Raw genomic sequence first — 15,707 nt, forward strand, 5'->3', positions numbered from 1 at the left:
TTACTCCCCCGGTCGCTTCAGGCTGAAGGTCTCGCGGATCACGGAATAATCCTGATACCCGAGCCGCGTCAGCGGATTGAAGCGCGTCACGTCGAACCGGCCCTCGACCATGCAGTCATCGCGCATGTGCACGCCCGTGACCTCGCCGAAGACCACGAAATTCGCCTCGCCGGGCAATTGCACGATCTGGGTCAGCTTGCATTCCAGACTGGCCGGGCTGGCCGCGACACGGGCGCAGGCGATGGTTTCGCAATCCGCCTTTTCCAAACCTGCATCGGTGAATTCATCCACCTCACGCCCCCATGCGCCCGAGGTCCTGTTCATCGCGTCGCGCAGCGCCTCGCTCACGATATTGACGCAAAAGACACCTGTTTCGCGGATATTGGCGACGCTGTCCTTGGTGTCGCCGCGATCCGGCTTGGCGCTGGTCGAGGCAAACATCACCTGCGGCGGCACATAGGCCACCGCGTTGAAGAACGAATAAGGCGCCAGATTGTCCTGCCCGTCGGCCCCACGGGTCGAAATCCAGCCGATCGGGCGCGGTGTCACGATGGCATTGAACGGGTTATGCGGCAGGCCATGGCCCTCTTCGGGTCGGTAAAACATCCGCTTCTCCTTGGTCATCGGGTTTGTGCCTGTCGTAACGTCGTGCTACGCGCATGGCCAGTCGATTTTTGGCAAGGGCAACGCGCGGCATGTTCACCCTCGAGACGGAGCAACCCGTTGATTACTGGGAGGTTGAGGCCCTCTATGACCTGTGTTTCGCACCGGGGCGCGAGGCGCTGTCGTCTTACCGGCTGCGCGATGATGTGCCGCCCGTGCGCGATCTGTGCCGCGTCGTGCGTGATGGTGCGGGCATTCTGGCGGGGGCGATCCGCTATTGGCCCGTTCGGATCGGCCCGGCGCGGGCGCTCTTGCTGGGGCCGGTGGCGGTGCATCCCACCCATCAAGGCGAGGGACTGGGCGCGCTGCTGATGCGCGACAGTCTGGAGCGCGCGGCAGCGCTGGGCTGGGAGCGGGTGATCCTCGTGGGCGATGCGCCCTATTACAGCCGCTTTGGCTTTGCCAAGCTGGAAGCGGTGGAAATGCCGCCCCCCACCAACCCCGAGCGCGTTCTGGGGCTGGAATTGCGCCCCGGCGCATGGAAGGATGTGGCCGGGAAAGTGGGCCGCGACGCTTGAATTCAGGCCCTGCCGTGGCCAGTTCAACCTGGGCAACGAGGATGAGGCACGCGCATGGAGCTATTGGGCCGACCGATTGACGAGGCCGAGACCGAGCGGCGCTTGCGCGCGCTGGTGGCGCGCAACGCGCAGGCGGGCAATGGCGTGATCGACCTGCTCAACCTCGTGGGCGGCCGGGCCGAGGGGCTGCTTGACCGTCTGCCGCCTGCCTTGCGCGCGCGGCTCAACGAGACCACCGAAGAGGCGCTGCGCCGTGCCGCCGAAATGGCGCATCGCTCGCGCGGGGTGGTGGGCGATCAGCCCGGCTGGATGGCCCGGGCGCTGACCACCTCGATGGGGGCGGTGGGCGGCATGGGCGGCCTGCCTACGGCGCTGGCCGAGTTGCCGGTCACGGTGACGGTGCTCTTGCGCGCGATTCAGGATGTGGCGGTGGAACATGGGTTCGACCCATCCGAGCCGGGCGTGCGATTCGACTCGGTGCAGGTCTTTGGGGCGGCAGGGCCGCTTGAACGCGACGATGGGGCCAATCTGGGCTTTCTGGGCAGCCGGATGACGGTCACGGGCCCCGCGCTCAATGCGCTGATTGCACGTGTGGCTCCGCGGCTTGCGGCGGTTCTGGGCCAAAAGCTTGCAGCGCAGACGGTGCCCATTCTGGGGGCTGCGGCGGGGGCCGCGACCAACTATGCCTATACCCGCTATTATCAGGACATGGCGCAGGTGCATTTCGGGCTGCGGCGGCTGGCCATCGACTCGGGTCGCGATCATGCGGCGCTGATTGCCGAGTTTCGCGCCTGGGCCGAAGAGGCGCAGGGGCGCGTCACCTGACCCAGACCCCGCCGCGCCGACGCAAAGAGGCAGGGTCGCCCAAATTATTTTCTTGATATTACGGGCGCAACTCATACGCTGACGTCCATTGGTAAATATGGATTTCAGGTATGGCAACGACAGGGGAACATGGTGCCGCGCTGCCCGGATGGTTCGCGTCACCGGGCGAGGGTGACACGCTGGCTTGGGTCTCGCTCGCGCTGATGATTTGCGTTGTTTACGGGCTGGTTACGCTCTACGCGGCTTTCGATCGCTGGGCAGAGCAACAATCGCATGGCACGCCACTGGCCAAGACGATCCCCACCATGCTGACAATCGCCCTGCTCTACGAGATCTTTCCGCTTGGGCATTTCAACATTCTCTTGCCGATCAGCGCCATCCTGATTGCGCTCATGGCGGATTGGTCGCGGTTCAACCTGCGCGGCGCGAACCCCGACAGCGCCCCTGAAGGCAACACCAAAACAGACGGGGGAGACCATGCTTGAACTTCTCCTGACGTCTTTCCCGGTCATCATCCGCTATTTCCAGCTCAAGCGCCGGGGCGAGGCGATGACCGTCTGGAACATGCGCACGGCAGTGTTGATCTGGGCGGTGCTGGCCTTTCTGCTGTTCCTCGTCATCTTCTATTTCCACCCCAAGTCCTATTCGGGCATCGTTCCCTTTCGCACCATTTCCGTGGTGGCGCAGTCCAGCGGGCCGGTGACAGAGCTGAACGTGCAGAATGGTCAGAGGGTCGAAGCGGGCGATCTGCTGTTCCGGGTCGATGACCGCAGCCAGCGCGCTGCGCTGGAACAAGCAAAGGCGGAATTCGGCAAGATCGAAGCCGCCGAGAGCAAGGCCGCAGAGACGCTCAAGGTCGCCCAGGCCTCGGTGGTCGAGGCGCGGTCCTCGCTCGAAAAGCTCAAGGTCGATCTGGACAATGCGCTGACGCTGGTCACGCGCAATGTGGGCACGCGCGATGCGGTGCGCCAACTGGAATCCTCGGTGGCCATTGCCGAGGCCGGATTGGCGGCGGCAGAGGCACAGGTTGCCTTGGCCGAAACCGATATTTCCGAAACCCTCCCGGCGCAGCGGCGCGCCGCCGAGGCCGCGTTGCACAGCGCCGAGGTGTCGCTGGAGCAAACCTCGGTGCATAGCTATTCGGGCGGCATCGTCACGCAGCTTGCGCTGAGCGTGGGCAGCCCTGCCTCGACCCTGATCCTCAGCCCCGCGATGGTGATCATTCCGGATCGCCCCGAGGGATGGCCGGTGCGGACGGTGGCGGGTTTCGCGCAGGCGGCGAACAACACGATCTATCCCGGCATGCCCGCCGAGATTGCCTGCGACAGCAACCTCAGCCTGTCCTTTCACAATGCGGTCCTGCCCGCGCGGGTGGTCTCGGTCCAGCCCGCGATTTCCACGGGGCAGATCGTGCCCGGTGGCCGCCTCATGGACCCGGCGGAAATGCTGCGGCGCGGTTCGATCCTCGTCTATCTGGAACTGGTCCATCCCGAACATGAAAAGATCATGCTCGATGGCAGCGGCTGCATGGTGCAGACCTATACCAACAATCTGCACGGGTTCTTCGGCCATGTCATCGCGGCCACTGGTGTGGTCAAGGCGGTCGGCCTGCGCATCAAGGTCTGGGGTTCGCTGGTGTCGGGCGTGGGTCTTGCCGGGGGCGGCGGGCACTGAGGCCTGTCCAGGCCTCAGCCCCTCACATCTGTTCGCGCAGATAGTCCACCGCCGCCGGGCGCACGCTTTGCGCGCCCCGCGCGCGCTCGGCATGGATGATCTCGCGCAATTCCCCCAGATCAATGCGCCGCAACAGGCTCTTGACCGGACCGATCGAGGCGGGACGCATCGAGAGCGTGCGAAATCCGATGGCGGCCAGACAGGCGGCCTCGATCGGGCGTCCCGCATCCTCGCCACAAAAGCTCAGCGGCGTGCCCAGCGTGGCGCAGCGATAGACGATGCCTTCGAGGAAATTGAGAAAACTGAGGTTGAGCGTGTCATAGCGGCGGCGGACGCGCTCGTTCTCGCGGTCGGCGGCAAAGAAGAACTGCTTGAGGTCATTGCCCCCCACCGAGATGAAATCCACCTCGGAATAAAACGCATCCGGCGCAAAGGCCAGCGACGGGGTTTCCAGCATCGCGCCCACTTCGATCTGTTCGGGGATCGGATGGCCCAGAATACGCTCGCGCTCCAGCGCCTTGTCCATTTCGGCACGGGCGGCGGTGAATTCGTCGTGCTGCGTGACAAACGGGAACATGATCGTCAGGGGCCGGCCTTTGGCCGCGCGAATGAGCGCCTGAAGCTGCATCCGCATGACGCCCGGCTTGTCGAGCCCCACCCGGATCGCGCGCCAGCCCATCGCCGGGTTCGGCTCGTCATTCGGCTTCATATAGGGCAGCACCTTGTCCGAGCCGATGTCGAGCGTGCGAAACACCACCCGCTGTTGCCCTGCGGCATCCATCACCCGCGCATACAGCTCTGACAGCTCGGCCCGCTTGGGCATGTGGTTGCGGATCAGAAACTGCAATTCGGTGCGGAAAAGCCCGACGCCCTCGGCCCCTGATCCGACAAGGCTGGGCAGGTCCGCCATGAGGCCCGCATTCATCTTGAGCTTGATGCGCTGGCCGCAGAGCGTTTCGGCGGGCTTGTCACGGATCGAGGCATAGCGCTGCTGCGCCTCAGCCTGCATCGCCATCTTGTCGCGAAAGGCCGAAACGACCGTATCATCGGGGCGCAGGTGCACGATGCCCTGATCGCCATCGACAAGCACGAGGTCACCATTGAGCGCCTCGGTGCTGATGCGATTGGCATGGATCACCAGCGGAATCGCCAGCGCACGCGCCACGATCGCGGCATGAGAGCCGACCGAACCTTCTTCCAGCACGATCCCCTTGAGGCTGCGGCCGTAATCGAGCAACTCCGCCGGGCCGATGTTGCGCGCGACGAGGATCGGATCGGGGGGCATATCGGCGCCGGTCTCGTTGCCCTGTCCGGTCAGGATGCGCAACAGCCGGTTGGAGAGGTCGTCGAGATCGTGCAGACGCTCGCGCAGGTAGGCGTCGGTCACCTGGGTCATGCGGGCGCGGGCGGCGGATTGTTCCTTTTCCACGGCGGCCTCTGCCGAGAGACCACTGTCGATATTGGCCTCCATCCGGCGCATCCAGCCTTTGGAATTGGCAAACATGCGATAGGCTTCGAGGATCTCCATCTGATCCTTGTCGCCGCCTTTGGCGGAACTCAGCATGCGGTCCACGCCCACGCGCAGGGTATCGACCGCCTCGTTCAGCCGCGCCAACTCGCGTGCCGGATCGTCGGCGATGGGGTTGGTCACGACCACGCGCGGCTCGTGCAGCCAGACGCGGCCCTGCGCCGTGCCCTCCTGCGCGCTCGTGCCGCGAAACAGCACCGCCTGGCTGTGGCGCGCCGACATGGCCGCGCCTTCACCCACGAAGGCGCCCAGTTCCGCCATCTCGGCCAGAACCATGGCGACAACCTCGACCGCGTAGATTTCCTCGTCCGAAAAGAGCCGCGCCTGTTTCGATTGCACGACCAGAACGCCCAGTTTTTCGCCTAGTCGCTGGATCGGCACACCCAGAAACGACGAATAGGCCTCTTCCCCGGTTTCCGGCATGTAGCGAAACCCGGGTTCGGACGGGGCGTTGTCGGTGTTGATCACCTCGCCGGTGCGTGCCACACGGCCCACCAGACCCTCGCCCATGCGCATCCGGGTCTGGTGCACGGCCTCGGCCTTCAGACCCTCGGTCGCGCAGAGTTCCAGCGTATCCTCATCGCGGAAGAGATAGATAGAGCAGACCTCGATCCGCATTTCCTCGGCAATGAGGCGCGTGATCTGGTCAAGCCGCGTCTGCCCGCCCGCGTCCTCGGCCATGATGGCGCGCAGGCGGCCCAGCATCTGGCGGCTGTCGGTCTTGAAATGCTCGGTCATCGACGGCGGTCCCCCGGGGTGGAGTCAGGGATTGGCCAGACCCGGCAGCAGGGATTCCTTGGCCGGGTCAGGCCGCTTTGTCCAATTCGAAGGCATCATGCAGCGCCTGCACCGCGAGTTCCATGTATTTCCGGTCGATCAGCACGGAAATCTTGATCTCGGAGGTCGCAATCACCTTGATGTTGATTCCTTCATCGCTGAGCGTCTTGAACATCTTGGCCGCGACACCCGATTGGCTGCGCATCCCGATGCCCACCGCAGACACCTTGGCCACATTGGTATCGGCCACAAGGTCGTGATAGTTGATGTCGCCGCGTTCCTTGGCCTCGCGCAGCGCCTTTTCGGCGCGGATGACCTGATCCGTGGGACAGGAAAAGGTCATGTCGGTGCGCCCCTCTTCGGCGATATTCTGGATGATCATATCGACATTGACCCCGGCCTCGGACAGGGGGCCAAAGATGGCGGCGGCGATGCCGGGGCGGTCCGCCACCGAGATAAGCGTCATTTTCGCCTCGTCTCGGGAATAGGCGATGCCGCTGACAACCTGTGATTCCATGATTTCCTCCTCGGCGCAGACCAGTGTGCCGGCTTCATCAGATGGTTCCTCGAAACTGCTGAGCACGCGCAGTTTCACATTATAGCGCATCGCCAGTTCCACGGAACGGGTCTGTAGCACCTTGGCCCCGAGCGAGGCCAGTTCCAGCATTTCCTCGAACGCGATCTTTTCGAGCTTGCGCGCCTTGGAGGTGATGCGCGGGTCGGTGGTATAGACCCCGTCCACATCGGTGTAGATATCGCAGCGCTCCGCGTCAAAGGCGGCGGCAAAGGCCACGGCGGTGGTGTCCGATCCGCCGCGCCCCAGCGTGGTGATGCGGCCCTCGGGGCTGACGCCCTGAAACCCTGCCACCACGGCCACGCGCATGCCCTGGGCAAAGCGTCCATTGATGTTGTCTGTCGGAATCTCCTCGATCCGGGCGGCGGAATGCGCGGAATTGGTCTTGAGCGGCACCTGCCACCCCTGCCAGCTGCGCGCCGGGATATCCATCTCCTGCAAGGTGAGCGCCATCAGGCCCGCAGTCACATTCTCGCCCGAGCTGACCACGGCGTCGTATTCGCGCGCGTCATGGAGCGGCGAGATTTCATTGACCCAACCCACCAGCTCGTTGGTCTTGCCCGACATGGCCGAGACGATGACGATGACGTCATAGCCCTTGGCCACTTCCAATCCCACGCGCTTGGCGGCGCGACGGATGCGGTCGATATTGGCGACCGAAGTGCCGCCGAATTTCATCACGAGAACGGGCATGGGTGCAGTCCTGAGCCGAAGTATCGGGCGCGGTTTACGCGCGGGCAAGGCGCTGTGCAAGGGGGTGCTGTGCGGGCGGGCATCTATGCGCTGTCCGGGCGCATCACCAGGCAGGTCGTCGTGCCCGTGGCATAGAGCCGCCCATCGGTGCTGCCGCGCAATTCCCCTCGCGCCACGGCGGTCGAGCGGCCCTTGTGCTCGAGCGTGCCAATGGCCCGCACCGGCACGTCAAGAGGCAGGGCGCGAATGATGTTCACCTTGTATTCGAGGGTCGTGTAAGTCTCGCCGCGTGCGAGGGCCGTCATCACCGCGCAGCCCATGCAACTGTCGAGGATCGCCCCATACCAGCCGCCATGCACGCCGCGCATCGGGTTGGTCACGTCAAACCGCGCGGCCCCTTCGAACACCACATGCCCCTGCGCGGCCTCGATGGCCGAAAATCCCAGCGTGGCCCCGATCGGGGGGCCGGGCAGGCGGCCCGCGATCATGTCCTGAATGAACTCCAGGCCGGACCGCACCAGCACTGCCGCGCGGTCTGGCAAGTCTTCCAGCGATGTGGCGTGATGTGACGGCATGTCGGCCCCTCCTGTCCCTGCTCCTCTCAGGGTAGGCGGGGCCGACACGGGCGGCAAGCGCTCAGGCGACGTCGCGCAGCGTCACCTTGGGGGTCACGCCGAGGGCGTGACAGACATCGCGGGTCAGTTCGGGGCGATTGAGCGTGTAGAAATGCAGGTCTTCGATGCCGCCTTCGATCAGCTCACCGCAGAGTTCGGTGCAGAGTGCCGTGGCCAAGAGGTCATGCCGGTCGTCGCGGATGGCCTTGTCGAACGCCTCGTCCAGCCATGCCGGCACCTGCGTGCCGCAAGAGGCCGCGAATTTGCGCGCCCCGACCCAGTTTTCAATCGGCAGGATACCCGGAATGATCGGCGCATTGATCCCTGCCGCCGCGCAGGCATCGCGGAAGCGAAAGAAGGTTTCGGCTTCAAAGAAGAACTGCGTGATCGCCTCGGAGGCGCCTGCGTCGATCTTGCGCTTGAGCCAGTCGATGTCGGCGCGTTGATCGGCTGCCTCGGGGTGCTTTTCAGGGTAGGCGCCGACGCGGATGGTGAACTTGCCGGTGTCGGCCAAGGCCGAAATCAGCTCGCAGCTGTTGGCGAAACCTTCGGGGTGGGGCACAAACCCGTTCGCGCCCTTGGGCGGGTCGCCGCGCAGGGCGACGATCTCGGACACGCCTGCCGCCGCGAACTGCTCGGCAATCTCTAGCGTTTCGGCGCGGCTGGCATCGACGCAGGTCAGATGTGCCGCCACATTGAGGCCCGTCGCCTTGTGCAGCGTGCCCACCGCCTCGCGTGTCAATTCGCGCGTCGTGCCGCCCGCGCCATAGGTCACGGAGACAAAGCGCGGATCGAGCGGGGCAAGCGTGTGGATCGTCTCCCAAAGGCGGAACGAGGCCTCCAGGGTCTTGGGCGGGAAGAATTCAAAAGAGATACGCGGCGTTTTCATCTGGGGTCATCCTGTGCAGGCGTGCTATCTGTTGTCCCCTTGTTGCAGGCGCAGCAATGTGAGACAACTTCATTAAATTCATGGTTTGAATGAGGTTCGCTAATAATGCACATCGAGTTCCGGCACCTGAAAACCATCCGGGCCATCCATCAGGCAGGAGGGCTGGCACGGGCGGCGGACATGCTGCATATCACCCAATCGGCCCTCAGCCACCAGATCAAGGGGCTCGAGGATCAGACCGGTGTCGAGCTTTTTGTGAGGCGTTCCAAGCCCTTGCGCCTTTCGGCTGCCGGTCAGCGCCTGTTGCGGCTGGCGGAAAAAATCCTGCCCGAGATCGAGGCGCTGGAGCAGGAATTCGACGGGCTACGCGAAGGCAGCGCCGGACGGTTGCATATTGCCATTGAATGTCATGCCTGTTTCGAATGGCTCTTTCCCGTGCTGGAACGCTTTCGCAAGACCTGGGGCGAGGTCGATGTCGATATTCGCCCCGGTCTGGCCTTTGACGCGCTGCCCGCGCTGCAAAAGGAAGAGGTGGATCTTGTGGTCTCGTCCGACCCCGAGGATCTGCCGGGAATCAGCTTCAAGCCGCTCTTTGATTACGAGCCGGTCTTTGTCGCCTCGAGCCAGCATCCTCTGGCGCAGAAACCCTATGTCGAGGCGGCGGATTTCCGCGACGAGGTGCTGATCACCTATCCGGTGGACCGCTCGCGGCTGGATGTCTTTACCGAATTGCTGACCCCCGCCAAGGTGGAACCCAAAAGCATCCGACAGGTCGAACTGACGGCGGTGATCCTGCTTTTGGTCGCCTCCAACCGCGGTGTCGCCGTGCTGCCCGATTGGGTGGTGCGCGAGGTCAAGACCAGCACGGATTATGTTACCCGCCCGCTCACCGCGACAGGCAAGACCAAACGCCTCTATGCCGCGATTCGCGACGAGGACGCAGACAAACCCTATATGGCCCATCTGCTGAAACTCGCCCGTGAAATCCCGGTGCGGCTGCAACGTGGCGACAAGGTCGGGGGCTGAGCGTCAGCCCTCTTCGTGTGGCGCCCCTCCGGCAAAGGCGTTGCCATTGGTATAATCGCAAGGCGCCTCCTGCATTTCCAGATGCAGGCCGGTGCCGCGATAGGGGTTGGCGCGCGCAAGATCCTCGTCCACTTCGATCCCCAGACCGGGGGTCTCGGGCGGGGTGATATAGCCGTCCTCAACCCGGATGCTGCCCTTGATCAGCGCGTCGTGGAACGGGGTCTCGATGCTCTCGCACATCAGGATATTGGGGATGGAGGCGGCAAAATGCACGTTTGCCGCCCATTCCACCGGCCCGGCATAGAGATGCGGGGCCATCTGCGCATTATAGACCTCGGCCATGGCGGCGACCTTCTTCATCTCCCAGATGCCGCCCGCGCGGCCCAGTGCCGGTTGCAGAATCGCCGCCGCGCCTTCGCGCAGCACAGGGGCAAATTCGGCCTTGGTGGTCAGCCGCTCGCCGGTGGCCACGGGGATACGCACCGCGCGTGCGACCTGTGCCATTGCACCCACATTGTCGGGCGGCACCGGCTCTTCGTACCAGAGCGGCGAATAGGGCTCTAGCGCCTGACCCAGACGGATCGCGCCCGCCGTGGTGAACTGCCCATGGGTGCCAAAAAGCAGATCGGCCTTGTCGCCCACCGCCGCGCGGATCTTGCGGCAGAACTCGACCGAGAGCGATATGTCCGTCATCGCGGGCATATGGCCGCCGCGCAGGGTGTAGGGGCCTGCGGGGTCGAACTTGACCGCCGTATAGCCGCGCGCCACGCAGTCCGCCGCGCTCTCGGCCGCCATATCGGCCGAGGTCCAGAACGGCGTGATCGGATGATGGGGCAGGGGATAGAGATAGGTATAGGCGCGGATGCGCGGGTTCATCTTGCCGCCCAAGAGCGCCCAGACAGGCCGCCCCCGCGCCTTGCCTAAGATGTCCCAGCACGCGATTTCCAGCCCGGAGAATGCCCCGATGACCGTCAGGTCCGGGCGCTGCGTGAAGCCGGACGAATAGGCGCGGCGGAACATCAGTTCGATATTCTCGGGGTTCTCGCCCTCCATATGGCGGGCGAACACATCCTCGATCACCGCGCGCATGGCCTCTGGGCCGACGCTCGCGGCATAACATTCCCCCCAGCCGGTGATCCCGTCATCGGTGGTCAGTTTGACGAGGATCCAATAGCGACCGCCCCAGCCGGGGGCGGGGGGCGCGGTCACGATGATATCGAGGTCTTTAAGCTTCATGTCTTGTCAGACTCCGTAGACGGTGGTCGAGGTGGAGAGCGCGGGGGGCGCTGCCCCCCGACCCCCGAGGTATTTCAGGCCAGATGAAGGCCGGTCATTCGAATACGATCACATTGCGCCGGGCGTGACCGGATTTGGTGTCTTCGATGGCGGCGTTGATCTGGTCGAACCGCCACCGTCGCGAAATCAACTCGTCGAGCTTGAGCCGCCCCTGAGCATAAAGATCGACCATCCACGGGATGTCACGACGGATCACCGCCTCGCCCATCTTGGAGCCGATCATGGATTGCCCCATGGCGGCAAAACTCGCGGCCTCATAGCTCGAGGCGTGGCCGCTGTGGGGCATGCCGACCATGATCACCCGGCCCCCGTTTGCCAGATAGCGCGGCGCCAGATCATAGGCCTTGGCCGCGCCCACGGTCACAAGCACCACATCGGCCCCGCGTCCCATCGCCGCTTTGGCGCTGCGCCACGGCTTTTCTTCACTTGCCAAAACGCCATCGGTTGCGCCGAATTCACGGGCGGCGGCCAGTTTGTCCTCGGTCATGTCCACCGCCACGATGCGCCGTGCGCCTGCGATGCGCGCGCCCTGAATGGCGTTGAGCCCGACTCCGCCCGCGCCGATCACAACCACGTCCTGCCCTGCGCGCAACTGCGCTGCATTGATCACGGCCCCCACGCCGGTGATCACGCCGCAGGCCAGAAGGCTGGCCGCCGCCATGTCGATCCCTTGCGGAATTTTCACGATCTGGCTGTGATGCACCACCACGGATGTGGCAAAGGCCCCGCAGGCCATGGCCTGATGCAGCGCGCCGCCCGACAGGGTCGAAAGCGGGCCGCGCGCATCGTCCTGCGGAGTCTCGCAGCCCGTAGGTCGGCCTGTCGCACAGGGCGCGCACTGCCCGCAGGCGCGAATGAGCGTGACCACCACCGGATCGCCCGGCGCAAAACCGCTGACGCCCGCGCCCACGGCGCTGACCCGGCCTGCGGCCTCGTGGCCATAGACCGCGGGCAGCGCACCGCCCCAGCCGCCCATCGCATAGGAAATATCCGAATGACAGATCGCCACGGCCTTGATCTCGACCTGCACCTCACCCGCCTCGGGCGTGCGCAGATGCACCTCTTCGATCACGAGGGGCGCGCCAAATTCATGGCAAACGGCGGCTTTTATGGTCTGCATGGGGCCTCCCTTCCGATGCTGTGCGCAGGTGATCCGAATTCGCGCGCCACCGCAAGCGGGTTTCTGTCAGGCTTGGCCGATATGCCCGGTGGCGTGCAGGAAGTCCGACAGCAGCCGCGCATAGTCCGCAGGCTGATCCACGGGGGGCACATGCCCTGTCCGGCGCATCAGCGCGAATTGCGAGCCGGGGATCAGGTCCACCGTCTCGCGCACAAGGTCCGGCGGGGTCGAGCCATCCTCGGCCCCGGCAATGCCCAGCGTTGGAATACGCAAGCCCGACGTGGGCGTATAGAAATCCGTGCCTGAAATCGCGGCGGCGCATCCGGCATAGCCCTCCGGATCGTGCTGGCAGAGCCGCTCGAACCACGGCAGGTGCTTGTTTTCCTTGAGATAGCTGCGCGTGAACCAGCGCTCGCACGATCCGCGCGCCAGGTCTTCCATGCCGCCCGCACGGCGCGCCGTGGCGATCCGTTCGGCCCAGAGCTTGGGCGTGCCGATCTTGGCCCCGGTGTTGGACAGCACCAGCGCGCGAATAAGGTCCGGGCGTTTAACCGCCAGGCCCTGCGCCACCATGCCGCCAATCGAGAGGCCGACGAACATCGCCTCCTTGACCTGCAAATGATCCATCAGCCGCTCGGCATCGCGGACAAGCGCGCCCATGGCATAGGGCGCGGGCGGGGTCGAGGATTGCCCATGCCCGCGCGCGTCATAGCGGATGATCCGCAGGCCGGCGGGCAAGAGCGGCACCACGGCATCCCATAGAAACGTGCCGGTGCCCAGCGCATGCGCAAAGACAAGGGGCGCGCCCTCGGGGTCGCCCTCGTCGAGGTAATGCAGGGTCACATCGTCCAGTTCGAGAAATGCCATTGTCCCCCCTCAGGCAAATCGGGTGAGCGCCGACTGGAACACATCGGCATCCACATTGCCGCCCGAAATGGTGACTAACACCGCGTCGCCCTCGATCTCGTCACGGCGAAAGAGCGCCGCCGCCAGCGCCACGGCACCGCCCGGTTCCGCCACCAGCTTGAGGCGGGTAAAGGCCAGAGCCACGGCGTGCAGCGCCTCGTCTTCGCTCACGACCAGCCCCGGGCCGCAGAGCCGCCGCAGGATCGGAAAGGTGATCGCCCCCGGTTGCGGTGTCACGATGGCATCGCAGAGACTGCCCGAGGTGCGCGCGTTGCGCATCACCTGCCCCGATGCCAGCGAGCGGGTCACATCGTCGAACTCTTCCGGCTCGCAGGGGCGCGCGCGAAGCCCCGGGCCCTCCGCCTCCAGCGCAAGGGCGATGCCCGAGGTCAGCCCGCCGCCGCCGCAACAGACCAGCACATCGGCGCGGGTGATGCCCATGGCCGCCGCATCCTCGGCAATCTCAAGACCGACAGAGCCTTGGCCTGCGATCACCTCCGGCTCGTCATAGGGTTTGATCAGCGTCAGACCGCGCTCGGCGCTCAGGCCTGCGCCGATGGCGTCGCGATCCTCGGTGGCGCGGTCATAGAGCACCACCTCTGCCCCCAGGGCGCGGGTGTTGTCGATCTTCATGCTTGGCGCGTCTGCCGGCATGATGATCACGCTGGGCACCCCGAATTGCCGCGCCGCCAGAGCCACGCCCTGCGCGTGGTTGCCCGAGGAAAAGGCGATCACGCCCCGCGCGCGGGTGCCCTCATCGAGTGCCGAAACGGCCGCGCGCGCGCCGCGATACTTGAAGCTGCCTGTGTGTTGCAGGCACTCCGGTTTGACGAACACACGCCGTCCGGCGATCTCGTCGAGAAAGGGCGAGGACAAGAGCGGCGTGCGCCTTGCATGGCCCGCCAGACGGGCGGCGGCGGCGCGGATCATTGTGATGTCGGTCATTTTATCTGGTCCAGAAGGGCGTGAATTGCGGCAAGCGCGTGCGGTTCATCGAGAAAAGGCACATGGCCCCGGTCGGGCACGGTGGCGGTGATCAGGCTCGCGTGACGCTCTTGCATCTTGGCGAAGGTTTCAAGGCTCAGGAGGTCGGAATTCGCCCCCCGGATCGCCGCGGTGGGAATATCGCGCAACGCGTCGTAAAGCGGCCAGAGGTCCACCGCCTCGCCCGCGCCCGCTTGGCCCACCAGCGCATCGCGGAGCCGCGCATCATAGCGCAGGCCAAGGCCTCCGCCCGGTTTCTCGTGGAACATGAATTCTGCCTGTTGCCGCCAGCGATCCAGCGGCACACCGGGAAATCCTGCGGCATGGACATGGGCAAGCGCGGCGGCGCAACTGTCCAGATCGGGCTGCGCCGGCTCATTGCCCACGTAATCCATGATCCGTTCGATCCCGATCGGAGCCACCTCTGGCCCGATGTCATTGAGCACGACACCGCTCAGGCGCGCGGGGTGCCCATAGGCCAGCGCCATGCCGATCAGCCCGCCGCGCGAGGTGCCGATCAGCGTGACGCGATCCAGGCCCAGGTGATCCATCAGTTCTATCGCATCCTGCCCCTCGCGCAGGATGTTATAGGACATGAAGTCGGGCGCATGATCCGATTGCCCGCGCCCGCGATAATCCAGGCAGATCACGCGATAGCCCGCCAGATGGGGCAAGACAAAGCTGAAATCGGCGCTGTTGCGTGTCAGCCCGGCTAGGCAGAGGATCGGCGCGCCGGCGCCCTCATCGGTGAAATACAGCGACAGACCATCGGACGTGGTAAACCGCCCCATCAGCCGCGCACCAGATCGGGAATGCCGGTCAGGTCGCGCAACTGCCGGTGCGGTGTGGCGGGCAGGCGGTCCACCGGATCGCCCGCGCGGTTGACCCATGCGGTCGTGAACCCATAGCCCGACGCGGCAGAGGCATCCCAGCCATTCGACGAGACAAAGAGCACCTCGTCCGGCGCACAGCCAAACCGCTGCCCCACCAGATCGTAGACCACGCGCGCAGGCTTGAAGATGCCCACGCTTTCGACCGACAGCACATCGTCGAGCAGATCGCCAATTCCGGCCGATTTCACCGCCCCCTGCAACATATCCGGTGATCCATTCGACAGGATCGCGGTATTCATCCCCGCCGCTTTCAGGGCGCGCAGCATGGCGGGCACCTCCGCGTAGGCCTCCAGCTCCCAATAGAGCTGCAGGAGGCGGTCGCGCAGGTCGGTATCGTCTTGCAACCCCTCCGATTCCAGCGCCCAATCCAGCCCGTCCTGTGTCACCTGCCAGAACCCGGTATGCTGGCCCATCACCGCGCGCAGCCAGGTGTATTGCAACTGTTTCAGCCGCCATTTTTCCGCAATCGCGGGCCAATGCCGGGCAAAGACCTCACGGCCCGGTTCCGTCGCGGCATTGCGCGCGGCGGCGGCCACGTCAAAGAGCGTGCCATAGGCATCGAAAATGCAGGTTGTGATCGGCATGGTGTCCCCCTCTCTCGTTGCGCGCAGACTGTCACGGATTGACAGGGAAAGGGAAGGGCTGGGTGCACACGGGCGCGTGAGCGGCAGGCTTTGGTTTGCAAATCCGGATCGGGATGCCTAAGTTGCCTCTCAGTCGCATCAAG

General features: G+C 64.8%; 16 protein-coding genes. 5 read left to right on the forward strand and 11 right to left on the reverse strand.

Annotation, left to right across the window (positions count from 1 at the left end; all coding sequences use genetic code 11):
- Positions 1-606: a flavin reductase family protein gene (locus MVC20_RS10950; RefSeq protein ID WP_297541234.1), complete on the reverse strand. Its 606-nt coding sequence runs from the start codon at positions 604-606 to the stop codon at positions 1-3.
- 89 nt (positions 607-695) lie between these two features.
- On the opposite strand from MVC20_RS10950, the gene MVC20_RS10955 reads away from it, so the two are divergent.
- The 4 genes from MVC20_RS10955 (at position 696) to MVC20_RS10970 (ending at position 3,680) form a co-directional block, all read left to right on the forward strand.
- On the forward strand, positions 696-1,181 hold the full coding sequence (locus MVC20_RS10955; protein WP_297541236.1) for an N-acetyltransferase: 486 nt from the start codon (positions 696-698) through the stop codon (positions 1,179-1,181).
- A 54-nt stretch (positions 1,182-1,235) separates the two neighbouring features.
- Positions 1,236-2,006 carry an EcsC family protein gene (locus MVC20_RS10960; protein ID WP_297541237.1) on the forward strand — a complete coding sequence of 257 codons (771 nt, stop codon included), beginning with the start codon at positions 1,236-1,238 and terminating at the stop codon, positions 2,004-2,006.
- A 110-nt stretch (positions 2,007-2,116) separates the two neighbouring features.
- Positions 2,117-2,491 (forward strand): hypothetical protein, encoded by a 375-nt coding sequence (locus MVC20_RS10965; RefSeq protein ID WP_297541239.1) that lies wholly within the window; start codon positions 2,117-2,119, stop codon positions 2,489-2,491.
- A complete protein-coding gene (locus MVC20_RS10970; protein ID WP_297541240.1) occupies positions 2,484-3,680 on the forward strand; it encodes a biotin/lipoyl-binding protein in 1,197 nt (398 codons plus the stop codon). The genes MVC20_RS10965 and MVC20_RS10970 overlap by 8 nt, the downstream gene beginning before the upstream one ends.
- A 22-nt stretch (positions 3,681-3,702) precedes the next feature.
- On the opposite strand, the gene ptsP is transcribed toward MVC20_RS10970, so the two are convergent.
- From ptsP to metF, 4 genes are all read right to left on the reverse strand, one after another.
- Entirely contained in the window at positions 3,703-5,946 is a 2,244-nt protein-coding gene (gene ptsP / locus MVC20_RS10975; protein WP_297541242.1) for a phosphoenolpyruvate--protein phosphotransferase, read from the reverse strand.
- Positions 5,947-6,013: 67 nt separating this feature from the next.
- On the reverse strand, positions 6,014-7,252 hold the full coding sequence (locus MVC20_RS10980; RefSeq protein ID WP_297541244.1) for an aspartate kinase: 1,239 nt from the start codon (positions 7,250-7,252) through the stop codon (positions 6,014-6,016).
- 83 nt (positions 7,253-7,335) lie between these two features.
- Positions 7,336-7,827 carry a PaaI family thioesterase gene (locus MVC20_RS10985; RefSeq protein WP_297541246.1) on the reverse strand — a complete coding sequence of 164 codons (492 nt, stop codon included), beginning with the start codon at positions 7,825-7,827 and terminating at the stop codon, positions 7,336-7,338.
- A 61-nt stretch (positions 7,828-7,888) separates the two neighbouring features.
- Positions 7,889-8,755 (reverse strand): methylenetetrahydrofolate reductase [NAD(P)H], encoded by an 867-nt coding sequence (gene metF / locus MVC20_RS10990; protein WP_297541248.1) that lies wholly within the window; start codon positions 8,753-8,755, stop codon positions 7,889-7,891.
- A 105-nt stretch (positions 8,756-8,860) separates the two neighbouring features.
- Here metF and MVC20_RS10995 point away from each other — a divergent pair, with 105 nt between their 5' ends.
- Complete coding sequence (locus MVC20_RS10995) at positions 8,861-9,781, forward strand: LysR family transcriptional regulator (RefSeq protein ID WP_297541250.1); 921 nt, start codon at positions 8,861-8,863, stop codon at positions 9,779-9,781.
- A 3-nt stretch (positions 9,782-9,784) separates the two neighbouring features.
- Here MVC20_RS10995 and MVC20_RS11000 read toward each other — a convergent pair whose 3' ends face one another.
- The 6 genes from MVC20_RS11000 to MVC20_RS11025 form a co-directional block, all read right to left on the reverse strand.
- Positions 9,785-11,017, reverse strand: coding sequence for a mandelate racemase/muconate lactonizing enzyme family protein (locus MVC20_RS11000; RefSeq protein ID WP_297541252.1), 1,233 nt, complete (start codon positions 11,015-11,017; stop codon positions 9,785-9,787).
- 94 nt (positions 11,018-11,111) lie between these two features.
- A complete protein-coding gene (locus MVC20_RS11005) occupies positions 11,112-12,197 on the reverse strand; it encodes a zinc-binding dehydrogenase (protein WP_297541254.1) in 1,086 nt (361 codons plus the stop codon).
- Positions 12,198-12,263: 66 nt separating this feature from the next.
- Complete coding sequence (gene pcaD / locus MVC20_RS11010) at positions 12,264-13,064, reverse strand: 3-oxoadipate enol-lactonase (RefSeq protein ID WP_297541256.1); 801 nt, start codon at positions 13,062-13,064, stop codon at positions 12,264-12,266.
- A 9-nt stretch (positions 13,065-13,073) separates the two neighbouring features.
- Positions 13,074-14,048 (reverse strand): threonine/serine dehydratase, encoded by a 975-nt coding sequence (locus MVC20_RS11015; RefSeq protein ID WP_297541258.1) that lies wholly within the window; start codon positions 14,046-14,048, stop codon positions 13,074-13,076.
- Positions 14,045-14,878, reverse strand: coding sequence for an alpha/beta hydrolase (locus MVC20_RS11020; protein WP_297541260.1), 834 nt, complete (start codon positions 14,876-14,878; stop codon positions 14,045-14,047). The genes MVC20_RS11015 and MVC20_RS11020 overlap by 4 nt, the downstream gene beginning before the upstream one ends.
- The gene (locus MVC20_RS11025) at positions 14,878-15,564 is read right to left on the reverse strand and encodes a haloacid dehalogenase type II (protein WP_297541261.1); all 687 of its coding nucleotides are present in this window, start codon (positions 15,562-15,564) and stop codon (positions 14,878-14,880) included. The genes MVC20_RS11020 and MVC20_RS11025 overlap by 1 nt, the downstream gene beginning before the upstream one ends.
- Positions 15,565-15,707: the final 143 nt, after the last annotated feature.

Origin of the sequence: Roseovarius sp. (genome assembly GCF_027019125.1) — a bacterium.
Lineage (GTDB): Bacteria > Pseudomonadota > Alphaproteobacteria > Rhodobacterales > Rhodobacteraceae > Roseovarius.

Coding starts and splice junctions, on each gene's coding strand:
- metF (WP_297541248.1), bottom strand. CDS start 8,755: ATGAAAACGCCGCGTATCTCTTTTGAATTCTTCCCGCCCAAGACCCTG.
- MVC20_RS11005 (WP_297541254.1), bottom strand. CDS start 12,197: ATGCAGACCATAAAAGCCGCCGTTTGCCATGAATTTGGCGCGCCCCTC.
- MVC20_RS11000 (WP_297541252.1), bottom strand. CDS start 11,017: ATGAAGCTTAAAGACCTCGATATCATCGTGACCGCGCCCCCCGCCCCC.
- MVC20_RS10980 (WP_297541244.1), bottom strand. CDS start 7,252: ATGCCCGTTCTCGTGATGAAATTCGGCGGCACTTCGGTCGCCAATATC.
- MVC20_RS10995 (WP_297541250.1), top strand. CDS start 8,861: ATGCACATCGAGTTCCGGCACCTGAAAACCATCCGGGCCATCCATCAG.
- MVC20_RS10950 (WP_297541234.1), bottom strand. CDS start 606: ATGTTTTACCGACCCGAAGAGGGCCATGGCCTGCCGCATAACCCGTTC.
- ptsP (WP_297541242.1), bottom strand. CDS start 5,946: ATGACCGAGCATTTCAAGACCGACAGCCGCCAGATGCTGGGCCGCCTG.
- MVC20_RS10970 (WP_297541240.1), top strand. CDS start 2,484: ATGCTTGAACTTCTCCTGACGTCTTTCCCGGTCATCATCCGCTATTTC.
- MVC20_RS11015 (WP_297541258.1), bottom strand. CDS start 14,048: ATGACCGACATCACAATGATCCGCGCCGCCGCCGCCCGTCTGGCGGGC.
- MVC20_RS10965 (WP_297541239.1), top strand. CDS start 2,117: ATGGCAACGACAGGGGAACATGGTGCCGCGCTGCCCGGATGGTTCGCG.
- MVC20_RS10955 (WP_297541236.1), top strand. CDS start 696: ATGTTCACCCTCGAGACGGAGCAACCCGTTGATTACTGGGAGGTTGAG.
- MVC20_RS11020 (WP_297541260.1), bottom strand. CDS start 14,878: ATGGGGCGGTTTACCACGTCCGATGGTCTGTCGCTGTATTTCACCGAT.
- pcaD (WP_297541256.1), bottom strand. CDS start 13,064: ATGGCATTTCTCGAACTGGACGATGTGACCCTGCATTACCTCGACGAG.
- MVC20_RS10985 (WP_297541246.1), bottom strand. CDS start 7,827: ATGCCGTCACATCACGCCACATCGCTGGAAGACTTGCCAGACCGCGCG.
- MVC20_RS11025 (WP_297541261.1), bottom strand. CDS start 15,564: ATGCCGATCACAACCTGCATTTTCGATGCCTATGGCACGCTCTTTGAC.
- MVC20_RS10960 (WP_297541237.1), top strand. CDS start 1,236: ATGGAGCTATTGGGCCGACCGATTGACGAGGCCGAGACCGAGCGGCGC.